This is a genomic window from Tenacibaculum sp. IMCC1 (assembly GCF_054906355.1).
In genome coordinates, this window is record NZ_CM142818.1 from 2,990,492 (window position 1) to 3,003,351 (window position 12,860).

Sequence of the window (12,860 nt, forward strand, 5' to 3'; positions counted from 1 at the left end):
TTTCTTGCTTTTGGCTATTGGCTTTTAGCTATTTGCTAACAGCTAGAGGCTAATAGCATAGTAATTTTAATTACGTAAAGGTTTACCAGTTTTTAACATATGCTGAATACGCTCTAACGTTTTTCTTTCAGTAGTTAAACTTAAGAAAGCTTCACGCTCAAGGTCTAATAAATACTGCTCAGTAACTTTTGTTGGTTCTGATAAATCTCCTCCAGCCATTACATAGGCTAGTTTGTTTGCAATTTTCTGATCGTGTTCAGAAATATATTTAGAAGCTTCCATAGAGTCTGTTCCTACTAAGAACATTCCTAAGGCTTGCTTACCTAATACTAAAACATCTTTACGTTTTACTGGTTGTGTATAACCTGCTTCAGCTAATAACACAGCGTGCTTTTTAGCTTCTGCAATTTGACGGTCTTTGTTTACAACCACAACATCTTTTCCTTTTTGTAGTAGGTTTAAGTCGTATGCTTCATAAGCTGAAGTTGCCACTTTAGCCATACCAATAGTTAAGAAGTGCTCTTGTAATACGTTTAATTGAACATCACCAGTGTGGAATAAGTCCTGAGCTCTTAACGCCATTTCTTTAGATCCACCACCACCAGGAATTACTCCAACTCCAAACTCTACTAATCCGATGTATGTTTCAGCAGCAGCAACTACTTTATCAGCGTGTAATGATAATTCACATCCACCACCTAATGCCATTCCGTGAGGAGCAGCAATGGTAGGAATTGCAGAGTAACGCATACGCATCATGGTATCTTGGAAATATTTGATCGCCATGTTTAACTCATCGTACTCTTGCTCAACAGCCATCATAAAAATCATTCCGATGTTGGCACCTACAGAGAAGTTTGCAGCTTGGTTACCAATTACTAATCCTTGGAAGTCTTTTTCAGCTAAATCAACTGCTTTGTTTAATCCTGCTAAAACATCACCACCAATGGTATTCATTTTAGATTGGAATTCACAGTTTAAAATTCCGTCTCCTAAATCTTCAATCACAACTCCAGAGTTTTTGAATACCTCAGTAGTTTTACGAATGTTATCTAAGATGATAAATGAATCTTGTCCTGGTTTTTTAACTTGTGCTTTTGCAGGTACATCGTAGTAATATGTTGCACCGTCTTTAACTGTATAGAAAGATTTTTCTCCTTTAGCTACCATTTCAGTAACCCAAGCAGCAGGCTCTTTTCCTTCAGCTTTCATTAATTCGATACCTTTTTCAACTCCTACAGCATCCCAAATTTCGAAAGGACCATTTTCCCATCCGAAACCAGCTTTCATGGCATCGTCAATTCTGTATAATTCATCAGAAATTTCTGGAATTCTATTTTGAACATACGCAAACATTGCTGCGAAGTTCTTACGGTAGAATTCTCCTGCTTTATCTTTTCCGCCAACTAATACTTTAAATCGGTCAATTGGCTTATCGATTGTTTTTGTTAATTCTAAGGTAGCAAATTTTGCTTTTTTAGACGGACGGTATTCCATCGTATTTAAGTCTAAAGCTAAAATTTCACGCTTTCCTTCAGCATTGGTTGTTTTTTTGTAAAAACCTTGTTTGGTTTTGTTTCCTAACCACTTATTTTCCATCATTGTGTTGATGAAATCTGGCAACTTAAATAAGTCGTGTGCTTCATCGTTAGGACAGTTTTCATAGATTCCGTTAGCAACGTGTACTAAAGTATCTAATCCAACAACATCAACAGTACGGAAAGTAGCTGATTTAGGGCGTCCAATAACTGGCCCTGTTAATTTATCAACCTCTTCAATAGTTAGCCCTAATTCTTTTACTTGGTGGAATAACGATTGGATTCCGAAGATACCTATACGGTTTCCAATAAACGCTGGAGTATCTTTTGCTAATACTGAAGTTTTTCCTAAGAATTTAGAACCATAATCCATTAAGAAGTCTGTAACTTCTTGTTTACAGTCAGGTCCTGGAACAACTTCAAATAATTTTAAATAACGAGGAGGGTTAAAAAAGTGTGTAACCGCAAAGTGTTTACGGAAATCTTCACTACGTCCTTCGTTCATAAACTTAATAGGAATACCTGAAGTGTTGGTAGAAATAATAGTACCAGGAGTACGGTATTTCTCAACTTGCTCAAAAACACTTTGTTTAATGTCTAAGCGTTCAACAACTACTTCCATAATCCAATCTACATCTTTTACTTTGTGTAAATCGTCCTCAAGGTTCCCAGTAGTAATTCTATCTGCAAATTTTTTATTGTAGATAGGTGATGGTTTCGACTTTAATGAAGCAGTCAAAGCATCATTTACCAAACGGTTACGAACTACTTTGTCTTCTAAGGTTAATCCTTTTGCTTTTTCTTTGTCGTTAAGCTCTCTTGGAACGATGTCCAAAAGCAATACTTCAACGCCAATGTTAGCAAAATGACATGCAATACCTGATCCCATGATACCAGAACCGATAATTGCTACTTTTTTAATTCTTCTTGCCATTTGTTTGTTGGTTTGTTTTATACAGCTTTATTGTCAATATTTTCTTCTTCGTATATTAACTTATCTGTAATTAGTTTGTTTATTGTTGTTGTTACTTTGAAGAAGGTTTCTAATTCTTCTTCAGTAATATGTTCTCTTACTTTATTATTGAATTGGTATACATGCCCTTTTGAAACTTCACGCATTTCTTTACCATATTTAGTAAGCTTTAAAATAACGCTTCTACCATCATTAGGATTTTTTTCGCGACATATAACTCCTTTGTCTTCCATTGTCTTTAACAAACGAGAAAGACTTGTAGGTTCCATTCCCATTAACGGTCCCAGAGCAGTTGAAGGAGTACCGTTTTCAAAATCTATATTCAATAAAGCAAAAGCCGTAGCCATTGTGCTATCATGCTTTGCAGCTTGCTCGTTATACATTTTAGCAACGGCTTGCCACGTGGCTCTTAATTGGTGATCTATTGATTTATCCTTATCCATGAATGCCAAATATATAAAATTTTATTATGCATGCATAGTATTTTATAAAAAAGTTATGCATGCATAATAAAATTAACAAAAAATTAATCTTGTAACGTTTAGAGAGAAGCGTATACTAATTGAGTATAAAAATATGTAAGTTTGTCACTACTGTTTTTAAATAAACGGTAATTAATCAACTATAAATCTATGAACAATTTATTAGAAATTAATAATGTAGTAAAACGTTATGGCGATTATACTGCATTAAATAATGTTTCAATGCACATTCCTAAAGGTAGTGTTTTTGGTTTGTTAGGGCCTAACGGTGCAGGAAAGACCTCGCTTATTAGAATTATCAACCAAATAACAATGCCTGATGCTGGTGAAATTATTTTAGATGGAGAGAAGTTAGCTCCAAACCATATAGAACATATAGGATATTTACCTGAAGAAAGAGGGTTGTATAAAAGTATGAAGGTAGGAGAGCAGGCATTATACCTTGCTCAATTAAAAGGGTTGAGTAAATCGGAAGCTAAAAAACGATTGAAATATTGGTTTGATAAATTTGATATTGGAGCTTGGTGGAATAAAAAGATTGAAGAGTTGTCTAAAGGGATGGCTCAAAAGGTACAGTTTATAGTAACGGTATTACATCAGCCTAAATTATTAATTTTTGATGAGCCTTTTTCTGGATTTGATCCTATCAATGCGCAACTAATAGCTAAAGAAATTTTACAGTTGCGTGATGAAGGAGCTACCATTATTTTTTCTACTCATAGAATGGAGTCTGTAGAGGAAATGTGTGATTATATAGCGTTGATTAACAAATCGAATAAAATTTTAGATGGTAAGCTAGAAGATATTAAAAAGGAGTTTAGAACAAATACTTTTCAGGTTGGATTAGCTACTTCTAATTCAAAAGAAGTGGAGCAAAAGCTAAAAGAAAACTTTGAGGTTTTACCAGCAGATTTTAAATTGTTAAATGAAGGGTTAAAATTAAATGTAAAACTTACCAACGGAAGTTCTCCAAACGATTTGTTATCGTATTTAACAACTCAGGGACAAGTACAACATTTTGTAGAGTTAGTGCCAAGTGCCAACGATATTTTTATTCAAGCAATCCATAAAAACAGTTAAGCAATGAAAAGATTACGATTAATTATAGAACGCGAGTTTATTGCTAAGGTTAGAAATAAGTCGTTTATCGTTATGACTTTCTTAAGTCCATTGTTAATGATTGGTATGGGGGCTTTAGTATTTTTTTTAATGAAAAAGAACGATGAAAAGGTTAAGAAGATAGTATATGTTGATGAGTCTGGAATGTTCTCTAAAGATATTTTTAAAGATTCAAAAACAGTAAAGTATGAAGATTTTACAGCCTTAGGAATTAAAAACTCTAAAAAGAAGGTCGAAGAAGGAGATTACTACGGAGCTTTATACATTCCGAAACAAGATAGTTTAGAAATGTTGGCAAAATCGATTGAGTTTTTCTCTAAAGATTCGCCAAGTATGTCTATCATGGAACGTTTAGAAGATAAAATTGATAAGGAGTTACGTCATAAAAAACTAACAAGCTTCGGAATTGATATTGCGCATATAGAAGAGTCTAAAATTTCATCAGAAATTAAAATGTTGAATTTCTCTGGGGAAAAATCATCAAAATTAATCAACGGATTAAAGATTGGTGTAGGAGCTATCGCAGGATATTTATTGATGATGTTTGTAATGATTTATGGGACATCGGTAATGCGTAGTGTTATTGAAGAAAAAACAAGTAGAATTATTGAGGTAATCGTTTCTTCAGTAAAACCTTTTCAATTAATGTTAGGAAAGATTATTGGAAATGCATCAGCTGGATTGTTACAGTTCTTTATTTGGGGAATTTTGTTTTTAGTGTTTAGCCTAGTAGCATCTTCTTTCTTTGGAGTTGATATGATGGAAATGCAGTCAGCAAAAGTATCACCAGAACAAATGGAAGCTATTCAACAAACAGCAACCAATAAAGGTGAAATGATTGTGCAAGAAATTTTTAGGTTGCCTTTAGTAAAAATGTTTTTCTTATTCATTTTCTACTTCTTAGGAGGGTATATGTTGTATAGTTCGTTGTTTGCAGCAGTAGGTGCTGCGGTAGATAATGAAACGGATACACAACAATTTATGATGCCTATTATGCTACCGTTAATTTTGGCAGTTTATGTAGGTTTTGCAACGGTTATTAACGATCCTCATGGTCCGGTTTCAGTAATATTTTCTTATATACCTTTTACATCTCCAATAGTGATGTTAATGAGAATCCCGTTTGGAGTTGCTTGGTGGGAAATAGCCATTTCTATGTTGCTATTAATTCTTACTTTTATGGTAATTGTATGGATTGCCGCTAAAATTTATCGTGTAGGTATTTTAATGTACGGTAAAAAACCAACCTACAAAGATTTATGGAAATGGATTCGTTATAATGGGTAATTAACACTTTTATGAAATTACTTAATATTGTTTAAAAGTGTTGATTATAAATTGTGTGTAACGATTATAACATAAACTAGGATGAAAGAAATAATAAAAGAAATAACGGATTTTCTAAACTATAGAATACCAATAGGAGGAAAAGATATTGAGTTTACAGTAAAAACAATTTTGTTTTTAATAGTAGGTTTACTTTTAGTGAAGCTTTTGTTGAAATATTTAAAAGTACTAGCAAAAAGTAAACTAGAACAGGAAGACAAAAATAAATTTGATACTATTTTCTCATTTACTAGTTGGTTAGTATATGTAATTGTTTTTTCAATAGGTTTAAGTTCAGCAGGAGTCGATTTAAGTGCGATTTTAGTAGCGTCTTCTGCTTTGTTAATAGGTATTGGTTTGGCGTTACAAACCTTTTTTCAAGATATAATCTCTGGAGTTTTTATTATTCTTGATAAAAGTGTTCATGTGGGGGATATTATTGAACTAGATGGAAAAGTTGGTAGGGTGGAAGAGATAAAACTGAGAACCACTAGAGCCGTAACAATCGATAATAAAGTATTGGTTATTCCTAATCACAAGTATTTATCTAACAGCCTATATAACTGGACGCAAAATGGTACTACAACTAGAGAAAGTGTAACAGTGGGTGTGGCCTATGGTAGTGATGTAGCTTTAGTGAAAAAATTATTGTTGCAAGCGGCCAGTGAACATCCAAAAGTATACCAGCATCCAGCTCCTTTAGTACTTTTTGAAAATTTCGGAGATAGTTCGTTAAATTTTAAATTAATTTTTACGTTAAATGATAGTTTTCAGGCAGCGATACCAAAAAGTGATATACGGTTTAAAATAGACGAGCTGTTTAAAGAGCATAATATAAGTATTCCGTTCCCTCAAAGAGATATACATATTGTAGATGCCAAAGGGTTGCATTTTGAACCTCCAAAAAAAGAGGTACTCCAAAACAATCAGAAAGAAATTGAAGGTAAAGAGGAAGGAAATTCTAAAGAAGAACTAAATAATTAAGCTGAAAAATGTTTGGCTTGCTTTTTGAGTTGTAACCACCAATGGTTCTTTCTTGTTGTAAAGAATGTGTTAATAAAGTAACGTTAATAGGTTCAGAAAACGAAGTAGGTGAGCTCCAAAAAATGATTTCTGATTTCAAGAATTTATTAAACTAGCCTTTTTAATATCTAAAAGACTAAAAAAAATATGAGTAAAATATTAATAATAGAAGATGAAGCTGCAATTCGCAGAGTATTAAAAAAAATTATTTCTGAAGAAAACGATTCCTATGAAGTAGAAGAAGCTGAAGACGGTTTGCAAGGAATTGAAATGATAAAGAAAACAGATTACGATTTGGTTTTGTGTGATATTAAAATGCCAAAAATGGATGGTGTTGAGGTGTTGGAAAAAGCTAGAAAGTTAAAACCTGAAATACCAATGGTAATGATTTCTGGTCATGGTGATTTAGATACTGCAGTAAACACCATGCGCTTAGGAGCCTTTGATTATATTTCTAAACCGCCAGATTTAAATCGATTATTGAATACTGTAAGAAATGCTCTAGATAAAAAGGAGTTGGTAGTAGAAAATAAGCGTTTAAAGAAGAAGGTGAGTAAGAATTATGAAATGATTGGAGAGAGCGATGCTATTACTCATATTAAAGATATTATTGAAAAAGTGTCTGCAACAGAGGCAAGAGTTTTAATTACCGGACCTAATGGAACAGGAAAAGAGTTAGTAGCGCATTGGTTACACGAAAAATCTGACCGTTCTAAAGGTTCTATGATTGAAGTAAACTGTGCAGCTATACCTTCTGAGTTAATAGAAAGTGAATTGTTTGGGCATGTAAAAGGGAGTTTTACAGGAGCTAACAAAGATAGAGCAGGAAAGTTTGAAGCAGCTAATGGAGGAACCATTTTCTTAGATGAAATTGGAGATATGAGTTTGTCGGCACAAGCGAAAGTATTACGAGCATTACAAGAAAATCGTATTCAACGAGTAGGTTCGGATAAAGATATAAAAGTAAATGTGCGTGTAGTTGCTGCAACAAATAAAGATTTAAAGAAGGAAATAGAAGAAGGACGTTTCCGCGAAGATTTATATCATCGTTTAGCAGTGATTTTAATTAAAGTTCCTGCATTAAACGATAGAAGAGAAGATATACCGTTATTAGTAGATTTCTTTGCAAAGAAAATTTCTGAAGAACAAGGGATGCCTAAGAAAGGTTTCTCGGAAGATGCTATTAAATTGTTACAAGAGTATGATTGGACAGGAAATATTAGAGAATTACGAAATGTAGTTGAACGTTTACTTATTTTAGGAGAAAAAGAAGTTTCTAAAAATGATGTAAAACTATTTGCTAGTAAATAATTAATAACGTTTTAAATTTTTGAGTTAATAATCACAGCAATAGAGTTAATTTATATAGATGCTTGTTTTTATTTTTATACAAAACAATAAAAATTATGAACATACAAGCATACTTAGCATTCAGAGGAGAATGTCAAAACGCATTAAATTTTTATGCAGACTTATTTAATGCAAAAATTGTAAACAAACAAACGTACAAAGACTCAAAGAGAGATATTCCAGAGGATTACAGGCATAAAATACAACATGCAGAATTGAAAGGGAAGGGGATTCACATTATGGCGTATGATGTTTCTCCAGATACTCCGCTAAATAGTGGTAATAATATTCAAATGAGTGTTGATTTAGATGATGAGGAGAAAGCTACTGTTGTTTTTAATGAGTTGTCTAACGGAGGTATAGTTCATACTGAACTATTGGAAACGGAATGGAACGCACTGTATGGGGCTTGTACCGATAAATTTAATATACGTTGGATGGTAAACTGTAAGTTATAGTAAGTAGTTTACAATAATTGTTATATAAATAAAGGTGGAGTTGTATTAGAAAGAAGCTAATACAATTTCATCTTTGTTGTTTTGTAAAAGTTTATAAAAGCTAACAGAATTAAGGGGTATGAAGCTTTAAAAAACACAAAAAAAGAAAATAAAAATGATAACAATATTGAGTATGTAATGAGTAAAGCTTATAATTAAAAAACCATCTGAAGAAGATGGTTTTTTAATTATAAGAGGAAAGAAGTTATATGTCTTACACCTAGATTAAAGCTTTGTAGCTATTCAAGATTGAGTTGAAAAAAGGTTATTTTAAAAATTTCCTAGCTAAAGTATATACTCCAAACTTACCAACTGTTTCAAATATAGTTTGAAACCAATTCCCGACAGATAAATCTTCTTTAAATTGTTCTTTTACAAGTTTAATTTCTTCTAAAGAAATATCTCTTTTAAGCTTCAGTAATTTTAGTTCTTTAGTTATTTCTTTACTATTATTATAGGTTTTCTTCATCGTCAAAATACTTTTTAGATAAATTTTTAATTACAAAATTCTCTACATTTGTTCTCATACTATATGCTATTAAAGCGAAAATTATAAAAAGTAAAGCTACTAACAAGTATCCTAAAACAACATTGTTTAAATAATTACCTATGGTTGCCGATATTGTTACAGCCAAAAAAACAAAAGCAATAAGTAGGAATATACCTATAATAGCAAAATTGAAAATCATGCTTAAAGAAGAGGTTAGTATATAAAATACTTTTAATTTAAAGTATTCTTCAGAGTTCTTTATAAAGCTTTCGCCTTTTTCAATTGCTTTTTCAGAGTTGGTATGTATTGATTTGAATATCGACATTATTTAGTTTGTAATTTTTTGTTTTTAGCCTTTAATACTTTTAGTTTTTGTTCTAATTGGGTTATAACATCTTCAGCTTTATAGCTAGCATCAGTTACAATAGTTTCTAATTTTTCTTCTAATGAGTTTGTTTTGCTGCTAAGAGATTCAGCCACATTATTTTTTAAGCTTTCAGCTTTATGCTTAACTTCTTCTTTAAGGTGTGTTGCTTCTGAAGTAATGGTATCTCTTGCAGAGGCTGCTCCGTCTGCTATTTTTTTTCGTGTATTACTCCCTTTGTCAGGGGCGAATAATATGCCTAATCCTGCTCCTACAGCTACTCCTGCTAATAAGCCTAAAATACTTTTATCGTTACTCATAATATATTTGTTTTTTAATTATTAAATGATTTCTGTAACAAAAATACTTTGATAGCTGATGTTTCTTTAGCTCAATAAATTTAAATGTTAACTCAATTGCTATTAATGACTTATGAGGAAGAAAGAGGGAGTGGTGATTAAAGTGTAAAAAAATAAGCTAGATTCTTTAATTAAAAAAATCTAGCTTAAAATATTATTATTTAGTTGTGATTTATACTACATCAAACCTGTCTGCATTCATTACTTTAGTCCAGGCAGTTACAAAATCTTTCACAAACTTTTTCTTGTTGTCGTCTTGTGCGTATACTTCTGCATACGAACGAAGAATAGAGTTAGAACCAAATATCAAATCCACTCGTGTAGCTGTCCACTTAGTGTTTCCTGTCTTACGATCAACAATATTGTATAAGTTTTCCCCTGAAGGCTTCCATGAGTATTTCATGTCGGTAAGATTAACAAAGAAGTCGTTACTTAATACACCTTCATTTTCTGTAAATACACCATGTTTAGTTCCTCCGTAGTTAGTTCCTAGCACACGCATTCCCCCAACTAGAACAGTCATTTCAGGAGCGGTTAACCCCATAAGTTGTGTTCTGTCTAATAACAATTCTTCAGGTTTTACTACATAATCTTTCTTTTGCCAATTTCTGTATCCGTCATGTAGAGGCTCTAAAACATCAAAAGATTCAGTATCTGTCATTTCAGCAGTTGCATCACCTCTTCCAGGGGTAAAAGGAACTTTAATGTCAACACCACCATCTTTAGCAGCTTTTTCAATAGCAGCACTACCTCCTAAAACAATCAAATCAGCAATACTAACTTTTTTACTTAAACTAGCTTGAATTTCAGCAAGCTTATCTAATACTCTTTTTAGTCTTGTAGGTTCATTTCCTTCCCAGTCTTTCTGAGGAGCTAAACGAATGCGTGCTCCATTAGCACCACCTCTAAAGTCTGATCCTCTATAAGTTCTAGCACTATCCCAAGCAGTATTGATAAGTTCAGTACGAGTAAGTCCACTGTTTAATAGTTTTTCTTTTAATTCTTCAACTTCAGTATCGTTTAAAGTATAGTCTACAGTAGGAACAGGATCTTGCCATATAAGTGTTTCTGTTGGAGCATCAACCCCTAAATAACGTGTATTAGGGCCCAAATCACGATGTGTTAGTTTAAACCAAGCACGTGCAAAGGTGTCAGCAAAATAGGCTGGATCTTTATAGAACTTTTCAGATATTTTTCTGTATTCAGGGTCCATTTTCATTGCCATATCCGCATCAGTCATTATTGGGTTTCTTTTAATGTTCGGATTGTGAGCATCTACAGGTTTATCTGCCTCATCAATATTAACAGGTTCCCATTGCCAAGCACCAGCAGGACTCTTTGTTAATTCCCAATCATGATTTAACAACAAATGAAAGTATGTATGGTTCCATCTATCGGGGGTAGTTGTCCAAGCTCCTTCCAAACCACTAGTAACAGTATCTGCAGCATTTCCATTCCCTTTAGGGTTCATCCAGCCAAAGCCTTGATCTTGAACTTCTGCACCTTCAGGGCTTTCACCTAAGGCTCCTGCGTCACCATTACCGTGTGCTTTTCCTACAGTGTGTCCACCAGCAGTTAAAGCAACGGTTTCTTCATCATTCATTGCCATGCGCTTAAAGGTTTCTCTTACGTCTTTTGCGGTTTTTAAAGGATCGGGTTTTCCGTCAACCCCTTCAGGGTTTACATAAATTAATCCCATCATTACAGCAGCTAATGGGTTTTCTAAGTCTCTGTCTCCAGAATATCGAGAACCTTTACTCCCTGTTGGCGCTAACCATTCTTTTTCAGATCCCCAATAAATATCTTTCTCAGGATGCCAAATGTCTTCACGTCCGCCGGCAAAACCAAAAGTTTTGAAGCCCATTGATTCATAAGCCATATTACCAGCTAAAATTATAAGATCTGCCCAAGATAGTTTGTTTCCGTATTTTTTCTTGATAGGCCATAACAATCGTCTTGCTTTATCTAAATTACCATTATCAGGCCAACTATTTAGTGGAGCGAAGCGTTGATTACCTGTATTACTACCACCTCTACCATCAGCAACTCTATAGGTACCAGCAGCATGCCACGCCATACGAATCATTAGACCACCATAATGTCCCCAGTCGGCAGGCCACCAATCTTGACTATCGGTCATTAAGTCTTTAAGGTCATTTTTAACTGCTTCTAAATCTAATTTTTTAAATTCTTCAGCATAATTAAAATTACTGTCTAAAGGATTGGTTTTGGTATCGTGTTGATGTAGTATATCTAAGTTTAATGATTTTGGCCACCACTCCATGATGTTATCATGTATTTCTGTGTTTGCGCCTTGAGAAAAAGGGCATTTACCTTTCGAAGAATGTGAGTTTGTGTTTTTCATTTTTATTATAATTTAATAGGTTAGAATAGGGCAAAGCTACTATAAAACAATGAATAATTTTTATCTATATTTTTTATTTTAAAATAATAAATAACTATAGTTTTTGTTTTTGTGTTTTATAATGTGTTGGAATATAAAGGTATATTTTTTTTAGTGATTTAAAAATATGTTAACTATTGGTTATAGTTATAGTGAAATAAAAAAATATTTTTAGATTCACACTTTAAATGAGAAGAAACAAAATACATTTGTGCCTGTAAAAAAATATTAATCAATAAAAAACTATAAAATGGCTACAGCAGTAGGAAAAAAATTTCCAAGTTTAAACGTAGATGCAATGAACGAAATGGGTGACACGTTTAAGTTAAATGTATTAGAAGAAGCAGTTAAAAACAAGAAAAAAGTGTTGTTGTTTTGGTATCCGAAAGACTTTACTTTCGTTTGTCCAACTGAGTTACATGCTTTTCAAGCTGCATTACCAGAATTTGAAAAAAGAAATACCATTGTAATTGGAGCTTCTTGCGATACTCCTGAAGTACACTTTGCTTGGTTAAACCAATCTAAGGATAATGGAGGTATTGAAGGTGTTACTTACCCATTATTAGCTGATAGTAATCGTAATTTATCATCTATTTTAGGTATCTTAGACATCTCTAACGAGGTTTATGATGAAGCTACAGGAACTGTACAGGTTGAAGGAGATAATGTAACTTATAGAGCTACATATTTAATAGATGAAGAAGGAACTGTTTTTCATGAAGGAATAAACCATATGCCAGTTGGTCGTAATGTAAATGAATATTTACGTTTAGTAGATGCTTATACTCACGTACAAGAAAAAGGTGAGGTATGTCCTGCAAACTGGGAAGAAGGTAAAGAAGCAATGCAAGCTAATGCAAAAGCAACAGCAGAATATTTAGCAGCAAACTAATTAGACATAATTAAAGAAAGGAAACAAGTTCGTGTGAGATAAG

General features: G+C 33.0%; 12 protein-coding genes. 6 read left to right on the forward strand and 6 right to left on the reverse strand.

Annotated elements, in window-relative coordinates; genetic code table 11:
* Positions 1-66: 66 nt before the first annotated feature.
* Together ACXIHB_RS13925 and ACXIHB_RS13930 are read right to left on the reverse strand one after the other, a co-directional pair.
* On the reverse strand, positions 67-2,472 hold the full coding sequence (locus ACXIHB_RS13925; protein WP_047790063.1) for a 3-hydroxyacyl-CoA dehydrogenase/enoyl-CoA hydratase family protein: 2,406 nt from the start codon (positions 2,470-2,472) through the stop codon (positions 67-69).
* Positions 2,473-2,489: 17 nt separating this feature from the next.
* Positions 2,490-2,954: a MarR family winged helix-turn-helix transcriptional regulator gene (locus ACXIHB_RS13930; protein WP_047790064.1), complete on the reverse strand. Its 465-nt coding sequence runs from the start codon at positions 2,952-2,954 to the stop codon at positions 2,490-2,492.
* A 189-nt stretch (positions 2,955-3,143) separates the two neighbouring features.
* On the opposite strand from ACXIHB_RS13930, the gene ACXIHB_RS13935 reads away from it, so the two are divergent.
* From ACXIHB_RS13935 to ACXIHB_RS13955, 5 genes are all read left to right on the forward strand, one after another.
* The gene (locus ACXIHB_RS13935) at positions 3,144-4,073 is read left to right on the forward strand and encodes an ABC transporter ATP-binding protein (protein WP_073184572.1); all 930 of its coding nucleotides are present in this window, start codon (positions 3,144-3,146) and stop codon (positions 4,071-4,073) included.
* Positions 4,074-4,076: 3 nt separating this feature from the next.
* Complete coding sequence (locus tag ACXIHB_RS13940; protein ID WP_462098488.1) at positions 4,077-5,399, forward strand: ABC transporter permease; 1,323 nt, start codon at positions 4,077-4,079, stop codon at positions 5,397-5,399.
* A gap of 81 nt (positions 5,400-5,480) precedes the next feature.
* A complete protein-coding gene (locus ACXIHB_RS13945) occupies positions 5,481-6,422 on the forward strand; it encodes a mechanosensitive ion channel family protein (RefSeq protein WP_462098489.1) in 942 nt (313 codons plus the stop codon).
* A gap of 186 nt (positions 6,423-6,608) precedes the next feature.
* The gene (locus tag ACXIHB_RS13950) at positions 6,609-7,772 is read left to right on the forward strand and encodes a sigma-54-dependent transcriptional regulator (RefSeq protein WP_047790067.1); all 1,164 of its coding nucleotides are present in this window, start codon (positions 6,609-6,611) and stop codon (positions 7,770-7,772) included.
* A 95-nt stretch (positions 7,773-7,867) separates the two neighbouring features.
* Positions 7,868-8,269, forward strand: coding sequence for a VOC family protein (locus ACXIHB_RS13955; RefSeq protein WP_047790068.1), 402 nt, complete (start codon positions 7,868-7,870; stop codon positions 8,267-8,269).
* A 304-nt stretch (positions 8,270-8,573) separates the two neighbouring features.
* Here the strand turns inward: ACXIHB_RS13955 and ACXIHB_RS13960 are convergent, their stop codons facing one another.
* The 4 genes from ACXIHB_RS13960 to katG all read right to left on the reverse strand — a co-directional run bounded on the left by ACXIHB_RS13960 (position 8,574) and on the right by katG (position 11,886).
* Positions 8,574-8,777 (reverse strand): hypothetical protein, encoded by a 204-nt coding sequence (locus ACXIHB_RS13960; protein WP_159493716.1) that lies wholly within the window; start codon positions 8,775-8,777, stop codon positions 8,574-8,576.
* Positions 8,761-9,123: a phage holin family protein gene (locus ACXIHB_RS13965; RefSeq protein ID WP_159493717.1), complete on the reverse strand. Its 363-nt coding sequence runs from the start codon at positions 9,121-9,123 to the stop codon at positions 8,761-8,763. The genes ACXIHB_RS13960 and ACXIHB_RS13965 overlap by 17 nt, the downstream gene beginning before the upstream one ends.
* On the reverse strand, positions 9,123-9,482 hold the full coding sequence (locus ACXIHB_RS13970; RefSeq protein WP_047790071.1) for a YtxH domain-containing protein: 360 nt from the start codon (positions 9,480-9,482) through the stop codon (positions 9,123-9,125). The genes ACXIHB_RS13965 and ACXIHB_RS13970 overlap by 1 nt, the downstream gene beginning before the upstream one ends.
* Before the next feature lie 211 nt (positions 9,483-9,693).
* The gene (gene katG, locus ACXIHB_RS13975; RefSeq protein WP_073184562.1) at positions 9,694-11,886 is read right to left on the reverse strand and encodes a catalase/peroxidase HPI; all 2,193 of its coding nucleotides are present in this window, start codon (positions 11,884-11,886) and stop codon (positions 9,694-9,696) included.
* A 289-nt stretch (positions 11,887-12,175) separates the two neighbouring features.
* Here katG and ACXIHB_RS13980 point away from each other — a divergent pair, with 289 nt between their 5' ends.
* Positions 12,176-12,817, forward strand: coding sequence for a peroxiredoxin (locus tag ACXIHB_RS13980; protein ID WP_047790073.1), 642 nt, complete (start codon positions 12,176-12,178; stop codon positions 12,815-12,817).
* The last annotated feature ends 43 nt before the right edge of the window (positions 12,818-12,860 follow it).